At 30.6% G+C, this 20288-nt stretch carries 17 protein-coding genes and 2 pseudogenes; 18 read left to right on the top strand and 1 reads right to left on the bottom strand.

Going from position 1 to position 20288, the window contains the following annotated elements:
* Nucleotides 1-150 precede the first annotated feature (150 nt).
* From LEP1GSC049_RS222790 to LEP1GSC049_RS2000000227295, 8 genes are all read left to right on the top strand, one after another.
* The gene (locus LEP1GSC049_RS222790; protein ID WP_004754038.1) at nucleotides 151-1077 is read left to right on the top strand and encodes a class I SAM-dependent methyltransferase; all 927 of its coding nucleotides are present in this window, start codon (nucleotides 151-153) and stop codon (nucleotides 1075-1077) included.
* A 35-nt stretch (nucleotides 1078-1112) separates the two neighbouring features.
* On the top strand, nucleotides 1113-2069 hold the full coding sequence (locus LEP1GSC049_RS222785) for a phytanoyl-CoA dioxygenase family protein (protein ID WP_016560468.1): 957 nt from the start codon (nucleotides 1113-1115) through the stop codon (nucleotides 2067-2069).
* A 91-nt stretch (nucleotides 2070-2160) separates the two neighbouring features.
* On the top strand, nucleotides 2161-2904 hold the full coding sequence (locus tag LEP1GSC049_RS222780; protein ID WP_004755437.1) for an SDR family NAD(P)-dependent oxidoreductase: 744 nt from the start codon (nucleotides 2161-2163) through the stop codon (nucleotides 2902-2904).
* Complete coding sequence (locus LEP1GSC049_RS222775; protein ID WP_016560530.1) at nucleotides 2901-3677, top strand: cytidylyltransferase domain-containing protein; 777 nt, start codon at nucleotides 2901-2903, stop codon at nucleotides 3675-3677. The genes LEP1GSC049_RS222780 and LEP1GSC049_RS222775 overlap by 4 nt, the downstream gene beginning before the upstream one ends.
* Nucleotides 3678-3999: 322 nt before the next feature.
* Nucleotides 4000-5586, top strand: coding sequence for a hypothetical protein (locus LEP1GSC049_RS222770; RefSeq protein WP_016560467.1), 1587 nt, complete (start codon nucleotides 4000-4002; stop codon nucleotides 5584-5586).
* A 3-nt stretch (nucleotides 5587-5589) separates the two neighbouring features.
* Entirely contained in the window at nucleotides 5590-6156 is a 567-nt protein-coding gene (locus LEP1GSC049_RS222765) for a KdsC family phosphatase (protein WP_016748641.1), read from the top strand.
* 726 nt (nucleotides 6157-6882) lie between these two features.
* Nucleotides 6883-7827 (top strand): glycosyltransferase family 2 protein, encoded by a 945-nt coding sequence (locus LEP1GSC049_RS222760; protein WP_016750158.1) that lies wholly within the window; start codon nucleotides 6883-6885, stop codon nucleotides 7825-7827.
* A gap of 273 nt (nucleotides 7828-8100) precedes the next feature.
* Nucleotides 8101-8897, top strand: a protein-coding gene (locus LEP1GSC049_RS2000000227295; protein WP_162833664.1) for an IS5 family transposase whose coding sequence is annotated in 2 segments (ribosomal slippage) — nucleotides 8101-8446 and nucleotides 8446-8897 — 798 coding nt in all. Because the reading frame shifts where the segments join, the coding sequence is not laid out codon by codon here.
* Nucleotides 8898-9178: 281 nt separating this feature from the next.
* On the opposite strand, the pseudogene LEP1GSC049_RS2000000229335 reads toward LEP1GSC049_RS2000000227295, so the two are convergent.
* Nucleotides 9179-9259 (bottom strand): annotated as a pseudogene (locus LEP1GSC049_RS2000000229335) (Imm7 family immunity protein); the annotation flags it as partial.
* A gap of 363 nt (nucleotides 9260-9622) precedes the next feature.
* Here LEP1GSC049_RS2000000229335 and LEP1GSC049_RS222750 point away from each other — a divergent pair.
* The 10 genes and pseudogenes from LEP1GSC049_RS222750 to LEP1GSC049_RS222715 all read left to right on the top strand — a co-directional run bounded on the left by LEP1GSC049_RS222750 (nucleotide 9623) and on the right by LEP1GSC049_RS222715 (nucleotide 20288).
* Nucleotides 9623-10348: a class I SAM-dependent methyltransferase gene (locus LEP1GSC049_RS222750; RefSeq protein ID WP_016750902.1), complete on the top strand. Its 726-nt coding sequence runs from the start codon at nucleotides 9623-9625 to the stop codon at nucleotides 10346-10348.
* A gap of 791 nt (nucleotides 10349-11139) precedes the next feature.
* A complete protein-coding gene (locus tag LEP1GSC049_RS2000000228635) occupies nucleotides 11140-11613 on the top strand; it encodes a hypothetical protein (RefSeq protein ID WP_016560456.1) in 474 nt (157 codons plus the stop codon).
* Nucleotides 11582-12685, top strand: a complete 1104-nt coding sequence (locus tag LEP1GSC049_RS02000000224435) for a hypothetical protein (protein WP_244266172.1) — start codon at nucleotides 11582-11584, stop codon at nucleotides 12683-12685. Before LEP1GSC049_RS2000000228635 ends, LEP1GSC049_RS02000000224435 begins: the two co-directional genes overlap by 32 nt.
* 227 nt (nucleotides 12686-12912) lie before the next feature.
* Nucleotides 12913-13293 (top strand): annotated as a pseudogene (locus LEP1GSC049_RS222745) (hypothetical protein); the annotation flags it as partial.
* A 98-nt stretch (nucleotides 13294-13391) separates the two neighbouring features.
* Nucleotides 13392-14522 carry a glycosyltransferase family 4 protein gene (locus LEP1GSC049_RS222740; RefSeq protein WP_004758273.1) on the top strand — a complete coding sequence of 377 codons (1131 nt, stop codon included), beginning with the start codon at nucleotides 13392-13394 and terminating at the stop codon, nucleotides 14520-14522.
* A gap of 25 nt (nucleotides 14523-14547) precedes the next feature.
* Entirely contained in the window at nucleotides 14548-15582 is a 1035-nt protein-coding gene (locus LEP1GSC049_RS222735; protein WP_002733698.1) for a polysaccharide biosynthesis protein, read from the top strand.
* Nucleotides 15583-15588: 6 nt separating this feature from the next.
* Nucleotides 15589-16695, top strand: a complete 1107-nt coding sequence (gene wbjC / locus LEP1GSC049_RS222730; RefSeq protein ID WP_004754203.1) for a UDP-2-acetamido-2,6-beta-L-arabino-hexul-4-ose reductase — start codon at nucleotides 15589-15591, stop codon at nucleotides 16693-16695.
* A complete protein-coding gene (wecB, locus tag LEP1GSC049_RS222725; protein WP_016560372.1) occupies nucleotides 16692-17822 on the top strand; it encodes a non-hydrolyzing UDP-N-acetylglucosamine 2-epimerase in 1131 nt (376 codons plus the stop codon). Before wbjC ends, wecB begins: the two co-directional genes overlap by 4 nt.
* A 9-nt stretch (nucleotides 17823-17831) precedes the next feature.
* Nucleotides 17832-19019, top strand: coding sequence for a glycosyltransferase family 4 protein (locus tag LEP1GSC049_RS222720; RefSeq protein WP_004755007.1), 1188 nt, complete (start codon nucleotides 17832-17834; stop codon nucleotides 19017-19019).
* A gap of 3 nt (nucleotides 19020-19022) precedes the next feature.
* The gene (locus tag LEP1GSC049_RS222715; RefSeq protein ID WP_004754974.1) at nucleotides 19023-20288 is read left to right on the top strand and encodes a sugar transferase; all 1266 of its coding nucleotides are present in this window, start codon (nucleotides 19023-19025) and stop codon (nucleotides 20286-20288) included.

Raw genomic sequence — 20288 nt, forward strand, 5'->3', positions numbered from 1 at the left:
CTTTGATTACTTTTTAATAATTTCTAAACAAGATGCAAGTTTGATATAAAAGAATTTCTTAAAATTAGGAATTTTAACATTGAATTTTGTTTTATATAGTACCTTCACATTTGTTTTTTCAAAATAATTAGATCCTAAGATATAAATAAAATGTCAGATTCCTGTCCAGTATGCAGTTCTATCTCTATAACTTTTGTTCGATCTTACAGAGGAGATTCTGAGTTATTTCGAAATTTAGAATTAAAAAAATGTAATAATTGTACCTTTGTTTTTGCAGATCCACTTCCCAAAGATGAGGAATTAGACAAATATAATTCTTCTTATTTTGTGAATGCACATGGAGGATTATCAACTCATCCGATGGCTACAGCTTATCAGGCTGCGATTAACAAGATCCGAGCCAATTATGTTATTGAAACGATTCAAAAGAGGCAAGATCTAAATCTTAAAATTTTAGAAATTGGACCAGGAGCTGGCGATTTCCTCAAATTCTGGTTACAACGATTTCCAAACTCTGAATATTCCATATTAGAATCTGATTTAATAAATAGAGAAAGATTCAAAGGTTTAGTAAGTTTTCAATATTCTTCTTTTAAGGAAATACCACCGAATTATTTCGATCTTATCGTTGTTTCTCATGTATTAGAACATACAAATGATCCAAAACGTTTTTTAAAGGAACTATCAAGTAGTTTAAAAAACGTAGGATTCATTTTTATAGAAGTACCTTGTCAGGATTATTTATTTAAAGATAAAGAGGAGCCACATCTTCTTTTTTTTAATAAGGAATCAATGAATCAGCTTTTTAATAGAATCGATATGCGCGTGATTAGCTTAGGATATTTTGGACCTAGTATAGTGCAGTCTTTTTCAAAAAAAATATTAAATCGAATATATTTGAGAATTGTCGGTTTATTCCTAAAACTTAGGGTAATACTTCCTATTTCTGTTTTTTTCCCAAAAATGCGAAGTTATTTATCAAGTCTTGAAATTCTGATGATTCTTCCATCAGAAGCTATTCGTGAAAAATCAAATCCGTCTTGGTGGCTAAGAGCAATTGTCTCTAAAAATAAATAGGCATTCGTAATATAGAACAAATTTGAGAGTAAAATATGAAAGCTCTAGTTTCTAAAACCAAAAACAAAATTCAATTTATTGGAAGATACATACGTAAATCGGATAAAACTCTTTCTCAAATTCAACAAAATCGTTTGGCTCAATTGAGGAAAGAAGGGTATGTCATAATAGAAAATGGGATTGAAAAATCTAGATTGAATACTCTTCAATCCATTTTTAGAAATCAAGTTGAAGTGGGATGTGAGTTTGAAACGCCGTGTTTGGCGCAGACTAAAATAGTAGAAAGTAAACACAAACCACTTATAGAGAGCTATTTCAAATATTCTCCTTCTCAGATGAAAGAGTTTGGAATTACATTCGATCAATCCGATATAAAAAGTTATAACCAAATTCTTAAGGAATTTGCACCTTCCAATTTAAAGGTATTTTTGCCTAAAGATCCAAATTTTATACAAACATGGTTAGATGATCAAATTCTAGAACTAATAGAACAATACATGGGAGTGAGACCTTATCTTGCAGAAGCTTATCTTCGTAGAAATTTTCTAGCGAAGTATAAGGTTATGAATCATTTTTGGCATAGAGATCAAAATCATCCAGATCATCTACTCAAAGCTTTCTTTTTTCTAACTGATTGTGAAATCGAAAATGGGCCGCACGAATACATAGCGGGTTCAGTAGTGGATCGGCAGCTTGATGGCAAGCCATATTTTTCCGATGAAGAAGTGGATACTATTTACCCTGAAGACAGTGGTAAAAGAATTAAATCGATTGTAAAGGCTGGAACTGTTATTTTAGAAGACACTAGAGGATTGCATCGGGCAAATTTACCGATAAAAGGTTTTAGAGATTTAGGATTTGCCGTTTTTATTCCTAAACCTTTTTATTCAAAATGGGAAAAGAAATATTATAATATTCCAAAATATACATTTAATCATTTATCCGATAGGCAAAAGGCATATATTCCGAAAGCTTTTATTCAAGAAGATTAAACTATATCTATTTAAAATAAATGCACTTTTACTTCATAAATTTAGGAAGAGATTCTTTGTGCATTTTTAAATCAATTTAAGTTAGGTAAAAATGAGAAAAACAGCAATTATCACGGGTGGAAGTAAAGGAATTGGTTTAGGAATTACTGATGCATTTTTTGAAGCGGGTTATCATGTAGTTGTGGGGGCCAGGCAAAAAATAGATTTTTCAAGATTTGGAGATCGAGTACGTTTTGTATCAACTAATGTGTGTAAAGAATCGGATCATGATAAACTTGTGAAAGAAGCTATTTCTTGGACTGGGCGCTTGGACGTTTATATTAACAATGCTGGATTTTCTGAATGGAGACCTATTGAAAATATCGATGAAGAATTTTTTGATTTGATGATCTCAACGAATTTAAAAGGAACATTTTGGGGATGTAAGGTTGCCTCCAAGTACTTAAAGGAAGGCGGTTCTATCATCAATATTTCGAGTTTAGCCGGTAAAAGGGGGAGCAGTAACAATTCACTCTATGTTGCTTCTAAATTTGGTATGAACGGATTGACTCAATCTCTCGCTAAAGAGCTTGGTCCGAAAGGAATTAGAGTTAATGGGGTTTGTCCGGTTTTAGTTTCTACAGATGGACTTTTACATGCGTTGAAACAACCTGATTCTCCTGCACAAGGGAATCCTGAAAAATTTTTATCTGATTTTACTAAATCTAATTCTGCTTTAGGAAGATTACCAAATGCTAAAGAAGTTGCATCGCTTTGTCTTTTTTTCGCTTCTGAAGACGCTTCGGCTATTACTGGTCAAAATGTTAATGTTGACTGTGGAGTATTTCCTCAATGAATAAAAAAATAGTAGCTATGATTCCTGCTCACCTTGCTTCGGTTCGTTTTCCTAAAAAGGTTTTATTTGAGATTCATGGTTTACCTATGATAGAACACGTTCGGAGAAGAGCAATTCTTTCAGGAGCTTTTTCGGATGTTATTGTTGCCACTTGCGATAGAGAGATTCAATCTTTGATCGAAGGTTTTGGTGGAAAAGTTATCGTAACTTCAAGTACACATAAAAACGGAACTACTCGGATAGCGGAAGCGATTGAAAAAGTGGACTGTACGCATGTCGTACTTTTACAAGCGGATGAACCTCTGTTACTTCCTGAAGATTTGATTTTGTTTGTAGACAAAGTTAAAGAAGATAATACAGATACGGTTACCTGGAATGCAACTGGGCCGATTGAACATATAGAGGAATTGGATCGTCATTCTTTTGTGAAGTGTTTTGTAAATTCTAATGGAAGAATTCAATTCTGCTTTAGGCGATCTCCTTGTTACGGAAAGTTTGAAGATACTAAAACAATGATTCGAAAAATTTTAGGAATTATTGCATATGAGAAAAATTTTTTATTAAAATTATCTAAAATGAAATCTTCCAATTTTGAAACATTTGAATTTATAGAACAAATGAGAATTATTGAAAATGAATATAAACTTATGTCTGTACCTTTCGATCATACTCTGCCTTCTATTAATGAACCTGGAGAAGTAGAGGAAGTGTTGGAAAAATTGAAAATATCTGAAATACAGAACACTTATTTAACTTCTATATTAAATCATTAATTGTATTTATAGTTTTTTCCAAAAATCTTATTAAATATAAGAACTACAACGTTTTTATAACAAAACTAAAACTTGTCCATAAAACGTAAATTTACAGTAGTTTTTATGGATTGCATCTTTTCTTATAAGTTTTTGAGCAATTCTTTTATCATTGAACTTTTTAGTAGAAGTTTTCAAGTCTTTTTATAAAACTTAAGCTTTTATGTTGAATTCACGTTTTCTCATCAAGTTGTAGTCAAAGCTAATTTAGGACCGTTTTGGGAATGGTTTATAAATTCAATTTAAATTCCTTAGGTATAGATCGAATTACATTCAAAAAAATATGGATTTTTATAAGATTGCTAAAGAAGAATATGATCAATATATTTATCTTTGTAATAAATCATTTGCAAAATCTTCTTCATGGTGGTTTGTTCCTTCTTCTTCAAGAGAAAGATTTGGAACTAACGTTCAGGAAAGATACATTGAATGGGTTCGAAAATTAAGCAATCCTAATGAATTAAATTCCCAAGAGAAATGGTTTAAAATTACCTTTAAAAGGATTTTAGTCTACAAAACGTTTCTTTATTTTATTAAAATATTGATGCTTTTGTTTTACCATGCACTAAAGAGTTTTTATAAAATTATAAGAAATACAAAAACCGATTTTGATGTAGTTTTCGTTAGGCCACTTCACCCCTTAAAAGTAGATTTTAATGAGAAAAATATTTTTGATCATTACTTTGGCGAATTGCCGAAATTGATGAATCAATTACGAAAAAAAGTCATAATTTTGGGTCCGGCAGATCCGGGTATAGAATGGGAATCTACTCTTTTTGAAAAAAAGGATTTAGAAATTTCTAATTTACTTAAATACTTTTCTTTTTTATCATTTTTGCAATGGCTTTTTGTAAGTATTCGTGAGTATTTTTTGAGATTAAAATTACCTGAACCTTCTTCTAATTATACGAAAATTTTATACGAGTTAGTTTCGGAAGAATTTAGAGAATCATATATAAGAAGGCTTTTAGGAGTTGCTTATTATTTTTCTTTTACAAATTTTCTTAAAAAGAATAAGAAATCTATAATATTTCATACTTATGAAAACAATCCATGGGAGAGGGCTATAGATAGGGCATGCCAAGAAAATTCTCATCTTGTACAAAAAAACTTTGGTTTTCTACATTGTTCGATTCTTGAATCTCATAGAAAATACAGGTTACTTTATGATGAATGGGACTTAAAGCCAAGCCCAGATACAATTTTAGTTACAGGCTTGAATGCAAAAGAAATTCTAATGAAGTTTGGTAGTTATAAAGAGGATCATATAACTATTGGTTATGACTTACGAGGGCCTAATCTTTTTAATATAAGAGATAAAAATAAGCTAAATGGAAAAATAAAAACGGTTTTAGTTTTATTAGAAGGACTGAATACAATGCCAAAACTACTTAAATTAGTTATGGATACAATTTTAAATATTCCTGGCAAAACAATTCTGGTAAGATGTCATCCTGTATATCCAATTTCAAATCCTGAATTTAATTTAATTAGAGAAAATCCTTTATTTCAGAAGGTTATCGTTTCAAGCAATGTATCTTTAGAAGAGGATTTGTTAAAGGCGGATCTAGCAATTTATAAAGGTTCAACTTCGGCTCTTTATGCTGCGTTTATGGGAATTCCGCTATTACGTTTTCAAGATACTTGGTGGTCTTCTGATGATCCATTAAAGTATTGTACTGCTTTGAAGAAAGAATTTAATGATTCAAAATCCTTGTTGGATGGAATTTCTTTTTTTGAGGATATGAATTTTCGAGAATATCTTTCAGAGAAAAAAATTGCGAAAGAATATATTTTAGAATATATGAAACCTTATAGAAAAAGTGATTTAGAAAAATTTGCAAAGGATATTGTTTTTTCTTCTAAATAAAAAATGAATTTTCTTTTTAAAACAGCCTTTTGCTTTTTGATGAAAAATAATTCCGTCCTTAAAAAACTAAAATTAATTGTCATCGATGTAGATGGAATTTTAACCGATGGAAAATTATATTATAATGAACATGGAGAATTTTTTAAGACATTTGACGTAAAAGATGGTCTTGGAATTAAACTTCTCTGCAAAGAATTAAATGTAGCGATATTGAGTGGAAATCCTTCCAACATCATTCATGTAAGAGCAAAATCTTTGGGAATTAAATATTGTATGGTTGGAATTGATGATAAAAAGGCGAGTTTACAGTCTTTAATGAATCAATTGGGAATTTCTTTGCAAGAGGTTGCTTATATTGGAGATGATATAAATGATTTACCGGTTCGTTCTATTACTCAACTGTTTATATGTCCTTCAGATGCTCATCCTTCAGTTAAAAAAGTCGCAGATTTAATTTTAAAATCTAGAGGGGGGAATGGTGCTGTAAGGGAATTTGCTGACTATGTTTTAAATGCAAAAGGAATTTTAGATAGTTATATCCTTCAAGGATTCTTTGAAAAGAATGTTTGAATAAGCTGCTCATAGCAGTTAAAAATTTAATTCGACTTACGACTGGATAAAATAAGTTAAAAAAATACAGACTTATTCATTTAATAATTTATATTTGAGAATTCAAAAAATGGAATGAACTTCTGTAAAATCGAAAAACGGTAATTTTCAAAGTCAAATTTTCGCACGAAGTTGGCTGTACAAGTTAAAAATTTATTTTATTAAGATTTCTTAAAAAATAAAAAATAGAATCTTTACGTTTTAGTGGAAACTTTTTAAACAAAAACAATCTCTTTTGCTTAAAATTAAACAATAGAGTTGTTGAAAAATTAATTCTTGATCTGTTTGTATTGGATTGAATGGACAAATTGTGAAGCAATTTTACTAATTTTCACTATGGAATTTTTCAACAACTCTAATAAAATATCCAAAATTCTGTTTCTAAACAAGAGTTTGTCTAAAAATTTATAATACCTCTTCATATAAAAATTGTAGTGAAGTAGTTTTCATTTAACTTTAAAAAATTAGATAATGAAACTTTTTAAATAAAAGCTATAGTTGCTAAAAATTTTTTACATTTGAAAGCTTATTTCGAAACTTTATATAATTTTATTTTTAATTAATTTGTAAATTTCTGCATTGCAAGTTTGAGACGAGTCTTTAGTCGCAAATATATAAATTTTTTTGCATTGAAATGTTTGATAATAATTTTTCAATAGTTCTACTTATTTTAATTTAAAAAAATCAATGAATAAATTCAAAAGTAAAGATATTTGCGTGCTTATTCCTACAAAGGATCGCCTTCATAAAATTAAAAATCTTTTAAATAGTCTTTCTATTCAAACACTTACAGTTGGTCGAATTATTGTGGTTGCAAGTGGAAGTGATATTCGAAAAGACATTTTGAAATTTAAAGATAAACTTCCGATAGAGTATTTTTTTTGTGATCCTCCTGGTCAAATTCGCCAAAGAAAAATGGGTGTTTCAAAGTTAACTAAAAAAACAAAACTTGTAGCCACTTTGGACGATGATATTATCTTAGAGCCCGATGCAATAGAGAAAATATTAAATTTTTGGAATCAAGTAGAGCCTGAAACTGCAGGAATTGGATTTAATATTACAAATATGGAAACTCATAGATCCAGTTTTTGGAAAATTTTATTTTATCTCAGTTCAAAACGACCAGGAGTTATTTTGAAAAGTGGTTTCCCAACTTCCGTTACAAATGTGAAAGAGAATATCAAAACGGAATGGTTAAATGGAGGGGCGACTACCTGGAGACAAGATATATTAATTGCAAATATTCATAAAAAAAGTATTGATGCTAAATGGGCACCTTGCGAGGACCTAATTTTCAGTTATCCAATTGGAAAGATGTATCCTATGTATGTTTGTGCTGAATCAAAAGTAATTCATGATGATGTACTAATAAGCCAGCTTACTTTTTCTCAACTTTGGTATCGAGGTGAGATTCTTTCAATTTGGATGATTTTTTTCGTTTCGCAATATTCAGATTTAAGCATTTTTAAATCTTCGATAGCTCTGTTTGCAATTGCATTAGTTAATATATTCAAATATTCTATTTTATTTAAGTTTAAATTGCTTGGTATGGAGTTTGGTAGAATTAAAGGGCTTTTTTTGGCTCTTGTCTCAGTTTTAAAAAAAAGGGAATTATCAGATATTTTGTCTTAGAAATCTTTAGGAGTTTGATTAGTTTTTTATAAGATTTTTGTTTATCTAGAGTTATGAAAAGTTGTAGATTAAATTGTAACTTAGATTATTCAAAGATAATTCTTATTATCCAAAGTTGTATAATAAAATACTTAAGCTTTCGTTTCTAAGCAAATAATTTGTCTGAAAGATTATTGTGTCCTATTGTATAAGAAGCAGTAAATATTTTATAATAGAGTTAGAGCCGGTCTCAAAGCTGGTTGTACTTTTGAATCGTAATTATTTACTTGTGAAATGGACAAATATTATTCAGAGATACCGGATGCACTTTGGAAACAAATAGCCCCATTGATCCCGAAAGAAAAGGTAAATCCGAAAGGAGGTCGTAATCGTGTACCAACACGATTAGTAATGGCCGGTATCATCTATCGAATGAAAACAGGCTGTCAGTGGCGTGCCATTCCCAATGAGTTTGGATCTGGCCAAACTTGTCACAGAAGATTTCAAGAATGGGAACGAGCAGGAGTATTCAAAAAGATTTATAAATCTATTTTAAAATATTATGATGTAAAGAATCAGATAGCATGGGACTGGGCTTCGATGGATTCAGCAATGGTTAAAGCTCCCAAAGGGGGAGCTTAACTGGGAAAAACCCTACAGACCGTGCCAAATTAGGGGTTAAACGGCATATTCTTACAGATGGAAATGGAATTCCTTTGGCAATTACATTGACTGGAGCTAATGTTCATGATAAACACGCTGTAAAAGATACGTTGAATTCAATCCTAATATTTTCCGGAAAAAGAAGAAAGAAACCAAAACATCTTTGTTTAGATAAAGGATATGACTTTAAAGATACAGAAAAATTAATTAGAAGAAGAAATATCCGGCCTCACATTCGAAGAAGAGGCGAGAAACCATTGATCGGTAAATATAAAGGAAAGCCTCGAAGATGGGTCGTTGAAAGAACTAACAGTTGGCACAATCGATTCAGGGCTATCCTAATTCGTTGGGAAAGAAAATCTGAAAATTATCTTGCATCTCTTTATCTCGCAAGCTCTATCATTGCTTTTAACTTTTTTGATAGGTAGTTTTGAGACCGGCTCTTAGTTGTTTAAGGTTTTATTTCTAAATGTTATCTTTGTATTCGAATTTGATAGTAATTGTCATGCAGAGAGCTATTGATTCCCATAACCTTACCCACAAGTTGAATAGGATTTTAGAATAAGAAGGCTCAAAAACGCACATTTTTCAAGTGTTCCGACAAGAATGAGTCTTTTTACTTGCAAAAAGCATGTTTTTCTGATAGAGAAAAGTCTTCCGAATTTCTCCACCTCCGCCCCCACCCAAAAATAAGGGCGGGAACTCAGTTTTACAGAGGATTTGTCGTAATTCCCACAGATTTAATATTGAAATCTAAATACTTGTGGGTAAGGTTATGATTGATTCCTGGTTACTATTCAAAGTTGTATAATAAAAAACCTAATATTTTGGATTCAAATGAGCTTTTGCAGTAAAGATCGATATTCTGTTATGTATTTATCAACAGTAAATCAAATTTCTACATAAAGTATTGTTTGGCGAGCAGAGACTGAAAAATTCATTTTATATTGATTCTCTTAATTTGTTTGTAGATGTTTTCTTAAAATCAGTTTTAATGAAAATGATTGTATAATCTTTTAATATATTCAATTTCTTGTAAGTATTTAAGTTTTTTTCATATTTTGAAAGTATGTTTAGTGGAATTTTTTCACTTATTGAATGTTCGAAATAATGAAGGTCATAAATTAGAGAGTTTAAAAGAATAAGAATAAGAATGATAATTGAAAAAAGATATACTGATGGATCCTATTTGCAAAAAAATCCAAATTGGGATAGAGAAGATTCTTCTTGGAAAGTAGAGCAAGTGAGTAAAATTCTTCGAAAGTTTGCTATGAAACCAAAAACAATATGTGAGATTGGTTGTGGGACTGGAGATAATTTGTTGTATATAGGGAATGAATTTGTTCTTTCTCAGTTATTTGGTTTTGATATTTCACCACAACTTGCCCCTTTTTGGAGAGAAAATATAAAAAATAATTCACTGAAAAATCGTTTAAAGTTTTATCTAGGTGATTTTCATTCATTGAATAAAAAAAAATATGATTTGATTTTGATGTTGGACGTCTTTGAACATGTGAGAGATCCATTTACTTTTCTTGAAAAGTCTTTAACGTTTGCGAAATATTTTGTTTTTCATATCCCTTTAGATTTAAGTGTTCTTGCAGTCTTAAGGAATACTCCTTTATTGAGTGTTCGTGAAAAAGTCGGTCACTTACATTATTATACTAAAGATTTAGCTTTGGAAACGCTTAAAGATTCTGGTTATGATATCTTGCATTGGGATTATACCCAGGCTTCATTATCTTCTCCAAATCGATCTTTAAAAACAAGAATGATGTCAGTTCCTAGGAAAATTTTCTATTGGTTTCATAAAGATTTAGGTGTTAGATTATTGGGAGGAGAGACACTGATAGTACTAGCAAAAGCGAAAAGTTCTTAATTTTCAATTTCATTTGGAAAGATAAATACCTATTAAGTTTTTAAGATCAAAGCTAAAGAAGAAAATAAATAGACCGTGTTATGATCTGTCAAATAAATGCAGTGGTTTGAGGGAATCAATCTTAAACTTTTTATTAAATTCGCTTTATTCATTCTTGTAAAAATGAGTAATCCGAATAAGAGCTCAAAAAAGATAGCTCTGTGAGATTTGAAAAAAACAAAATATACTCAAAGATTTAAAGAAAAAAGAAATCCGTTTACTTAAGAAAAACTTCATATTGCTATAAAATAACTAAAGAACTTGAAGTCAGTAAGCAATCAGTGATGAATTAGAGTGATCAATATGAGAAAAAAGGATAGAAGTGTCAAATAAAATAGGATTAGCAGCGGACCGTCTAAGTTAACGCTCAAGCAAAAGAAAGAATTAAAAAGAACATATTGAAAGATCTAACAAGTTAAGTTGTCCAAATGAACTCTAAAGAATTTGAGAGAAATATTGTTTAAAAAGACTGTTCACTTTTATGTGACTACTTTACTTTGGGAAAATTGAAATCAAATGCGAGTTTTTTCAAAAGTTATTGAGCAGGCTGATGTATTTAGATACTTTCTTTTATAGGATAGTAGCTATGTATGACATTACATCTAAGTTTGAATTGATTCTCACAGGAAGTATGTTCTTCCAATGTTCTATTTTATAGAAATTGCTTACTGATCTCTATAAAATTGAGTACTGTTAATTTTATCACAAAACACTGATTCCATGCAAAATATTAGGTACTTTATTATATAATTGTGAGTAATATTAAAAATTATAAAGAAATGAGAAATAGTTTTTTAGCAATGAAAGAATATAGTAAATTTTGGAATAATCTATATACACTAATATTGGAAAATCGAAATGTTTCCCTTATTGTGTTCATTCTTTGTTTTATATTTTGTATAGGATGTTATAGTTGCATTCAAACGGTTTGGCATTTAGGTGCAAATTTTAGTTTGTTGTCATATTTGAATTTCTTTTTAATTGTAGCTTTGGTCGGATATTTTTTTACACGGCTATTGAAGATAGATATAAATTTAACAATTCAAATTTTATCAATTTTTGCTATTTATTTTACAATCGTTACTGCTCTTTTTCTTTATTCTCATAAAGATAATTTTGCTACTACATTTCATTTACCGCCTGGTTTCGAATCAATTGACCCAGGTCCTGTAGAAGGAAAGCAATTTTTTTTTGATGGGCATGCTGACTTTTGGGCTTTATCGTGACGGGATAATGAACTACACGATGAATAGAGTAGGGATGGAGGAAAAAATAGCTTATCTCTATTCGGTCTTATATAGTTTAATGGGTGGAGATAATCAGTTTTATATAATTTCTTTTTTAATGTTCACAAAATTGTTTACAGTATTTATTGTAGTGCATTTTCTAAAAGAATATTTAAACCCTAAACATTTTTTTTGGCTTGTACTCATGATTTTTATCATGCCAGATGAACTTGTAGCAACTCACTTAGGACATAAAGATGTTATAGTAACGTTTTTGATATTTATGATTTTCTATTTAAATTTTAATGCTTTAAAGGAATTTAGAATTATTAAATTACTAATTTTACTATTGCCGTTAATTGTAATGGCATTTGTAAGAAGTGGTCTTGTTCTTGTAGTTGAATTTCTAATATTTTTTACTTTATTTCTTTGGCATAAAAAAAGGAGTAAAATAACGGCATCGTTTATACTTTTGCATTTTTGCGTCTTTATAATGTTTTTATTTTTTTCTGATTTTATGAGTGGGCATTTTCAAAAGAAAATATTTGAAAAATTTTTCGATAAAATAATAAGCGGAGATAACATTGGCCATGGTAGTCCTTCATATACACAAGATTACTTTATTTATAGAAATAATTCAATTACGAAAAAATACTTTTCTAATATTAATATATATAATATTTATTTATTACCTTTAAAATCATTTGCTTATTTCATTTCTCCTTTTCCTTTGCATAAATTTGAGTTCCGATGGAATTGGTTGATTAGTATAGGAACCTTAATAAATATATTTTCAATACCTTTTTTTGTTGTTGGCGTATTTTATGCTTTTAAAAGCAAAAATAGAATTTTTCTATTTTCGATTATTTATTTTATTTTTTTATCATTTGCAGTAGCAATGGCTGGTCCATTTATTCATGAAAGATATAGAATTATGATATTACCTTTATTTTATAGCATATCGATTTATGGAAGTTTCTTGTCTACTGTAAGGTATAGAGTTTATTTATTTGAAATTGGGGGCGCCCTATTGATTTTTCTTTATCTAGTTTATTACATTTTAAAAGCTTAGCGGTTCTTAGATAAATAAACATTTTTATTCTACTCAGAACTATAAAATAAAATACCGAGTATTTTGTGTTGAGACAAGGTTTTACAATAAAAATTTACGATACTCAATTTGATAGGAATCAGTAATACTGAATCTCCTAGCGATAAAAATTCGTGGCACTAAATTTATAATAACTTAGTAGAATGTTTGAGAATAATCTTTTAAATTGACGCTATCAAGAAGACTGTTTGGTGGACTTCATTGGAATGATTCCTTCTATAATATTTCCGGAAAAATTTAAATATATTCAGGCCGTAACTGAAATGGGAAAACCAATCAGTGTATTTCAAGGAACGACTCATAACTATGTAGAATTAATGGCAAACTTTGGATTGATTGGTTCTATGATTTTTATGTTTTTATTATCTTTAAGTTTGAATTTTCTAAAAAGAAACGAGAGTTTGTCCGGTATTTACATAGCGATTTGTTCTTTTCTTCCTTTTTTCTTTTTTAGAGATCTTCCAAATACTTTAATTAAATATATATTTGAATTCACGATCATTTTAAGTATTTTATTATATTATTCTAATTTTATAATTATCAAAATTAAAAATAAAATTATTTCTTGAAATAACGAGATTGGTTGATTTTGGTTTGAGTAATTTATAATTATTTCTTATGTTTAACAGTATTAGTTTATTTTTATAACTTAATTTAAATTTTCGCAATGATTTTGGGAATTGATGCTTCAAATATTTATAGTGGAGGAGGAGTGGCTCATCTAGTTGAAGTTTTAAGAGCGGCTGATCCGACTTATTACGGTTTTGAAAAAGTGATAGTATGGGGCGGAGAAAAAATCTTAAACAAATTAGAAAATCGAAATTGGTTAAAAAAAAGTCATGAGTCTTTTTTGGATAAATCCCTTCTTTGGAGGATTTATTGGCAGAAATTTATACTTAGAAAAAAAGCAAAGGACTGTGATTTATTATTTATACCCGGTGGATATTATTTAGGAAATTTTAGACCTTTTGTTACTATTAATCAAAATCTTCTACCTTTTGAATGGAAAGAGATGAAACGTTATGGGCTATCTTGGCAGTTTATTCGAAATGTAATTCTTTATTTTTTACAATCTGCAACTTTTCGAAAGGCGAATGGTATTATTTTTCTAACAAGATATGCAAAGGATTTAGTACAAAAAATCATTAAGAAATCTTTACATAGAACTGCAATTATACCTCATGGCATTCATTCCAGGTTTTCGAAAGAAACAAAAAAACAAAAAAAAGTAAATGAATACACGTTTTCGAAACCTCTTAAAATTTTATATGTTTCAACAGTTGATATGTATAAACATCAATGGAATGTTGCTGAAGCTGTTTCTATCTTACATGATTTAAAACTTCCCGTTTCAATTGAATTTATAGGTTCTGCTTATGAACCAAGTTTAAAACTATTGATCAACAAAATGAATCAATACGATCCCTTAGGAAAGTATATTTATTATACAGGTCAAATAGCACATGAAAAGCTTCAAAAAAAATATCATTCTGCTGACATTTTCGTTTTTGCTTCTTCTTGTGAAACTTTTGGACAAATCGTAACGGAAGCAATGGCAGCAGGTTTGCCAATTGCCTGTTCAAACATGTCTTCTATGAAGGAAATTTTGTTGGATAATGCTTTATATTTTAATCCTGAGGATCCAATTAGTATAGCTGATTCTTTGGGTAAATTGATCGAGTCACCTAATCTAAGAACGAAATTAGCTCGAAATGCATACAAAAGAAGTAAAATTTATAACTGGAAAAAGACTGCAGATTCCACTTTCAAATTTTTTTATGATGTTTTAAATAGATAACGAACAAGTAGCGGAGTTGAATTGAATGTTTAAAAATAAATCTCTTTTAATAACCGGTGGAACGGGCTCTTTTGGAAAAGCAGTTTTAGATCGATTTTTAAATAGTGATATTAGAGAAATTAGAATTTTTAGCAGAGACGAAAAGAAACAAGATGATTTAAGAAAGAAACACAATAATTCTAAACTAAAATTTTTTATCGGAGACGTTAGAGACTTGGATTCAGTTCGAAGTGCTTTTCGAGGAGTTGAGTATGTTTTTCATGCTGCTGCTCTAAAACAAGTTCCTTCTTGTGAATTTTTTCCTTTAGAAGCGGTTAAAACAAATGTATTAGGAACTGAAAACGTAATTGAAGCGGCTATTCAATGTAATGTCAAAAAAGTAGTTTGTTTGAGCACTGACAAAGCGGTTTACCCTATTAATGCAATGGGTATATCAAAAGCTATGATGGAAAAAGTTATGGTAGCTAAGTCTAGAAGTATCGAAAAATCAGATATGATAGTTTGTGGAACTCGTTACGGAAATGTGATGGCTTCTAGAGGATCTGTGATTCCTCTTTTTATAGAACAAGTTAAAAATGGAAAACCCATTACTATAACTGATCCGAATATGACACGGTTTATGATGTCTTTAGAAGATGCGGTGGAACTTGTATTGTATGCATTTCAAAATGGAAATAATGGAGATATTTTTGTACAAAAAGCTCCGGCGGCAACGATTGAGATTTTATCAAAAGCTTTATTAGAATTACTGAATAAGTCTCGTCACCCTGTTGAGATTATAGGGACTCGTCACGGTGAAAAACTTTATGAGACTCTTCTCAGTCGTGAAGAAATGGCCAGCGTAGAGGATCTAAAAGATTACTATAGAATTCCGCCCGATCTAAGAGATCTAAATTATGGAAAGTTTATTGATCAGGGGGAAAAAAGGATTTCTACATTAGAAGATTATAATTCTCATAATACTAAAAGATTAAATCTAGAAGAAATGAAGGATATGTTGTTAAAGTTACAATTCATTAGAAATGTGATAGAAGGAAAGCCAGCAGAAATAATTGATTAACTTATTATGAATATTTTAATAACGGGTGCAAATGGTTTTATTGGAAAAAATCTAACTCTTCAGCTAAAGGAGAGAAAGGAATTTAAAATATTTTCTTATGTCAAGGAATCTGCTGAAGAGGAATTGTCCCAATTTATTTCTGAGGTAGATTTTATTTTTCACCTGGCCGGAGTAAATCGCCCTAAAGAAACCCTGGAATTTAAAAAAGTAAACACGGATTTAACCGAATCTATTTGCAATTTATTAAAAGAAAAAAATAAAAAAATACCTATTCTTTTTTCGTCTTCGATTCAGGCGACACTGGGCAACGAATATGGTAAAAGTAAATTAGAAGCTGAAGGTATTTTAAACCGTTTACAATCTGAAAATGGAAATCCTGTTTTTATTTTCCGTTTACCGAACGTCTTTGGGAAATGGTGTTTGCCTAATTACAATTCTGTAATTGCTACGTTCTGTTATAATATTGTCAGAGATTTACCTGTAAAAATTAACGATCCGAATACAAATATAGTTTTAGCTTATATCGATGATGTAGTAGATAAGTTTATTAGTATTATAAAAAATCCCTCCCAAAATTTTAATCAGAATCTTATTACTTATAAAATAACTTTAGGTGAACTCTATAAAATATTACAATCTTTTAAACAAAGCCGTAAAGATTTAACAATTCCTAATGTAGGAACTGGTTTAATACGCGCTTTATACGCTACATTTACTAGTTATTTAAACACCGATTCCTTTTCATATTCCATTCCCCAGTATAAAGATCAAAGAGGCGTATTTGTAGAAATGCTTAAGACTCAAGACGCGGGACAATTTTCTTTTTTTACGGCTCACCCCGGTGTAACACGAGGGGAGCATTATCATCATAGTAAAATTGAGAAATTTCTTGTTATTACCGGAAAAGCAAAATTTCGTTTTAGGCATATTCTAACAAATGAATATTTTGAGACTTTTACGGAAGGAGATATTCCGCAGATTGTAGAATCTATACCGGGATGGACGCACGATATTACTAATGTCGGTCAGGAGAAAATGGTCGTAATGCTTTGGGCCAGTGAAATTTTCGATAAATCTAAACCCGACACATATTCCTGTAAAATTGATTTATGAAAAAATTAAAAGTTTCCACAATTATAGGCACAAGACCGGAAATCATTCGTCTATCTAGGGTCCTTGCGAAACTAGATCAATATTGTGATCATATCATGATTCATACCGGTCAAAATTATGATTATGAGCTTAATGAGATCTTTTTTAATGATTTGGAAATTAGAAAACCAGATCATTTTTTAAATGCCGCCGGTGCTTCGGGAGCGGCAACTATCGGGAACGTAATCATTAAAGTGGATGAGTTGCTTGCTCAAATTCAACCAGACGCTGTTTTGGTTTTAGGAGACACTAACAGTTGTATGGCGGTAATTCCCGCCAAAAGAAGAAAGATACCTATTTTTCACATGGAAGCTGGGAACCGCTGTTTCGACCAACGTGTTCCTGAGGAAATCAACAGACGAATCGTTGATCATACCGCCGATATTAATTTAACTTATAGTAGCATTGCTAGGGAATATCTTTTAAGAGAAGGTTTACCCTCCGATATGGTGATTAAGACTGGAAGTCCTATGTTTGAAGTTCTAAATTATTATTTGGAAGAAATTAATAAATCAGATATTTTAGAGAAATTGAAAGTTTCAGAAGGAAAGTATTTTGTCGTAAGTGCACATAGAGAAGAAAACATAGATTCGGATAAAAATTTTGCCAAGTTGGTAGATGTTATCAATACAATAGCTGAAGTATTTAAATTTCCGGTCATTATTTCTACTCATCCTAGAACTCAAAAAAAAATCAATATGTCGAATGCTTCCTTTAATCCGTTGGTTCAACTTTTAAAACCTTTAGGTTTTAAAGATTATAATAAACTACAGTTATCTGCCAAGGCGGTCCTTTCCGATAGCGGAACTATTACAGAAGAGTCTTCTATACTCAATTTCCCGGCTTTAAATATTCGAGAAGCGCATGAAAGGCCAGAAGGAATGGAAGAGGCAAGTGTAATGATGGTTGGTTTGGAAAAAGAAAGAATATTACAAGCTCTCCAAATTTTAGAAAAACAACCTAAAGGTGAAAGAAAACTTTTACGCAATGTTAGCGATTACAGTATGCCGAATGTTTCTGAAAAAGTCGTTCGGATCATTCATAGTTATACAGATTATGTGAATCGAGTTATCTGGAAAAAGTATTAGGATATTATTTTGAAAATTTGTATCATCGTCGACGATTACCTTCCTAAAAGTACAAAAGTCGCTGCTAAGATGATGCATGAATTGGCGGTGAAATTAAAGGAGAAAGAAAACGAGATAACAATTATTACGCCTGGAGTCGATTTAAAGCAAAATTATAAAAAAGATACTTTAGACGGAGTTACTATTTTACAATTTTCATCGGGTAAAATTAAAAATGTTTCAAAGCTGAAACGTCTTATCAACGAATTCATACTTTCCAGAAGGGCTTGGAAATATCTAAAAAAATATTTTATCCAAAACCATCATGATCTAATCATTTACTACTCTCCTTCTATTTTTTGGGGAAGTCTAGTTTTTCGCTTAAAAAATCTATGGAAAGCCCCTTCTTACCTGATTTTAAGAGATTTCTTTCCCCAATGGATTATTGACAATGGAATGATCCGTGAAAAGTCTTTGATCGCATGTTTTTTTAAATATTATGAAAAACTAAATTATAGAGCAGCAGATCAAATAGGGATACAATCTCCTGCAAATATAGAATGGTTTTCTAAGAAATTTCCTGAATTTAAAAATATTGAACTTCTATATAATTGGGCTACCGATTCTCCCGTTTTAAATAAGAACAACTTTTATCGCAAAAAGTTAAATTTAGAAGGGAAGACTGTTTTTTTCTATGGCGGAAATATAGGTAAAGCTCAAGATATGATGAATATAGTCCGTTTGGCTGAAAAAATGAAAACCTACACGGATGTTGTATTCTTGTTAGTTGGAGCAGGGGACGAAGTTGAATTAGTTAAAACGTCAATACAAGATTTACAATTGAATAATATGATTCTCTTGGATCCTGTATCTCAAGAGGAGTTTAAACTCATGTTAGCCGAGTTTGATATTGGGCTTTTTACTTTACACTTTGATCATAAAACGCATAATTTTCCAGGTAAAATTTTAGGATATATGGTTCAGGAAAAGCCGATTCTAGGTGCCGTAAATCCTGGAAATGATCTTAAGAATATATTAGAGGATTCTCAATCTGGTTTGGTCACGATTGCAGGTGATGTTGAAAAATTTTATAAAAATGCACTTGTATTGTTAGATGATAAGATTAGAAAACAAATGGGTAGAAATGCAAATTTACTTCTTAAGAGTAAATTTTCCGTTGATAATGCTGCGGAGACAGTTTTAAAAATTCTTTCCTAATTTATGTACGTTCGAAGGCATTCTAGAATTCATGAACAAATACTTTTAAGTACACTCTTTCAATTAACCGCTGGTAGTTTATTCGTTTCTTGTACTACTATAGTTCCGTTATGGGGGTTCGACTTTTGGGATCGTATAGATAAAAATAGCTTCAATTCGGCGATGGGAGTTTTAATCGCTTTTAATATTACTTTTATTTCCTTAAGAAGATTATTAAAATATCCTGGGGCTCAATCCTCTGCTTACATTTTACCAACGACAGCAATCGTATTCGGGATTCTAGTTGCATTCAATTTAATGAATCGAGCTGAATATAGTATTCAGGTAATTCTGTTCGGTTTTATTACTACATTAACTTGGTGTTATATAGGATATTTTATAGGACATCGGTACCGTTTGCAAAGATTTGCATTAGTTCCATTTGGAGAAGCTTTGGAGTTTAGAGAAACCCATGGAACTCAGTTTGTTTTTTTGCAAAAACCTGATTTGGGAAAAGAAAGATTTGATGCAGTAGTGGCGGATCTACGTGCAAAAAATTTGACTCCTGAATGGGAAAAGTTTTTAGCAAGATGTACTTTATCCAGAGTACCTGTTTATCATACTAAACAAATTATAGAATCATTAACCGGAAGGGTGAAAATTGCTTATCTTTCTGAAAACGAATTCGGTTCTTTATTACCTTCTAAATTTTATGAAACAGTAAAACGTTTTATAGATTTTATAGCTGCCTTGTTCGTTTTTCCAATTTTTTTTCCTTTTATGCTTTTAATAGCGATACTTATCCGTTTGGAAAGTAAAGGAAAGGTTATATTTTCTCAGAAAAGAATGGGGTATCGCGGAAGGATATTTACTCTTTATAAATTTAGAACGATGTATGTTGAAAAAAAAGGAAAAGGATTTACTCAAGGGGAAAATGATCTAAGAATTACTAAAATCGGGAAAGTATTGCGAAAATATCGACTTGATGAAACATTACAGATTTTTAATGTCCTAAAAGGAGATATGAGTTTTATAGGACCTAGGCCCGAGTCCATGGAACTTTCAGAATGGTATGAAAAGGATGTTCCTTTTTTTGCTTATCGACATGTTGTTAGACCTGGTATATCCGGTTGGGCGCAGGTAGAACAGGGTTACGCCGCTGAAGTGGACGGAATGAAAGTAAAGTTAGAATACGATTTTTATTATATAAAGAATTTTTCATTTTGGTTAGATATGTTGATTACTTTTAAAACCGTCAAAACGATCTTGACCGGCTTTGGGGCGCGATAA

This window comes from Leptospira kirschneri serovar Cynopteri str. 3522 CT (assembly GCF_000243695.2).
Classification (GTDB): Bacteria; Spirochaetota; Leptospiria; order Leptospirales; family Leptospiraceae; genus Leptospira; species Leptospira kirschneri.

What these genes read in the sequence shown, in the direction of transcription:
- LEP1GSC049_RS222790 (WP_004754038.1), top strand. Translation starts at nt 151, where the DNA reads ATGTCAGATTCCTGTCCAGTATGCAGTTCTATCTCTATAACTTTTGTT.
- LEP1GSC049_RS222785 (WP_016560468.1), top strand. Translation starts at nt 1,113, where the DNA reads ATGAAAGCTCTAGTTTCTAAAACCAAAAACAAAATTCAATTTATTGGA.
- LEP1GSC049_RS222780 (WP_004755437.1), top strand. Translation starts at nt 2,161, where the DNA reads ATGAGAAAAACAGCAATTATCACGGGTGGAAGTAAAGGAATTGGTTTA.
- LEP1GSC049_RS222775 (WP_016560530.1), top strand. Translation starts at nt 2,901, where the DNA reads ATGAATAAAAAAATAGTAGCTATGATTCCTGCTCACCTTGCTTCGGTT.
- LEP1GSC049_RS222770 (WP_016560467.1), top strand. Translation starts at nt 4,000, where the DNA reads ATGGATTTTTATAAGATTGCTAAAGAAGAATATGATCAATATATTTAT.
- LEP1GSC049_RS222765 (WP_016748641.1), top strand. Translation starts at nt 5,590, where the DNA reads ATGAATTTTCTTTTTAAAACAGCCTTTTGCTTTTTGATGAAAAATAAT.
- LEP1GSC049_RS222760 (WP_016750158.1), top strand. Translation starts at nt 6,883, where the DNA reads ATGAATAAATTCAAAAGTAAAGATATTTGCGTGCTTATTCCTACAAAG.
- LEP1GSC049_RS222750 (WP_016750902.1), top strand. Translation starts at nt 9,623, where the DNA reads ATGATAATTGAAAAAAGATATACTGATGGATCCTATTTGCAAAAAAAT.
- LEP1GSC049_RS02000000224435 (WP_244266172.1), top strand. Translation starts at nt 11,582, where the DNA reads ATGGGCATGCTGACTTTTGGGCTTTATCGTGACGGGATAATGAACTAC.
- LEP1GSC049_RS222740 (WP_004758273.1), top strand. Translation starts at nt 13,392, where the DNA reads ATGATTTTGGGAATTGATGCTTCAAATATTTATAGTGGAGGAGGAGTG.
- LEP1GSC049_RS222735 (WP_002733698.1), top strand. Translation starts at nt 14,548, where the DNA reads ATGTTTAAAAATAAATCTCTTTTAATAACCGGTGGAACGGGCTCTTTT.
- wbjC (WP_004754203.1), top strand. Translation starts at nt 15,589, where the DNA reads ATGAATATTTTAATAACGGGTGCAAATGGTTTTATTGGAAAAAATCTA.
- wecB (WP_016560372.1), top strand. Translation starts at nt 16,692, where the DNA reads ATGAAAAAATTAAAAGTTTCCACAATTATAGGCACAAGACCGGAAATC.
- LEP1GSC049_RS222715 (WP_004754974.1), top strand. Translation starts at nt 19,023, where the DNA reads ATGTACGTTCGAAGGCATTCTAGAATTCATGAACAAATACTTTTAAGT.